1 protein-coding gene is annotated in these 512 nt (G+C 60.0%); it reads right to left on the minus strand.

What is annotated here, in order from left to right; all coding sequences use genetic code 11:
- On the minus strand, positions 1–512 hold a 512-nt coding region (tatC, locus tag HT737_RS29520; RefSeq protein WP_182404590.1), incomplete at both ends, for a twin-arginine translocase subunit TatC.

Below are 512 nucleotides of genomic sequence, written 5' to 3' on the forward strand. Positions count from 1 at the left end.
CTGACCAGGCTGCCGAACAGAATGCCGATTTCAAACAGCATCCACATCGGCACGGCCAGCAGGGTCTGCGAGAAGATGTCCGGCGGCGTGAGGATCATGCCGACCACGAAGCAGCCGATGATCACGTACGGACGGATCTTCTTCAGGTATTTGACGTCGACCACGCCGATCCACACCAGCAGCACCACGGCCACCGGGATTTCGAACGCGACGCCAAAGGCGAAGAACAGCGTCATCACGAAGTCGAGGTAGCTGGTGATGTCGGTCATCATTTCCACGCCGGCCGGGGTGGCCGCGGCGAAGAACTTGAAGATCAGCGGGAACACGAAGTAATAGGCGAACGCCATGCCGGTGTAGAACAGCAGGATGCTCGACACCAGCAGCGGCACGGCGACGCGTTTCTCATGCTTGTACAGGCCCGGCGCGATGAAACCCCAGATCTGGTGCAGGATCACCGGAATCGCGAGGAACAGCGAGACCATCATCGTCAGCTTCAGCGGCGTCAGGAACGG

It is taken from the genome of Pseudomonas sp. MD195_PC81_125, from assembly GCF_014060985.1.
GTDB classification, from domain to species: Bacteria; Pseudomonadota; Gammaproteobacteria; order Pseudomonadales; family Pseudomonadaceae; genus Aquipseudomonas; species Aquipseudomonas parakoreensis.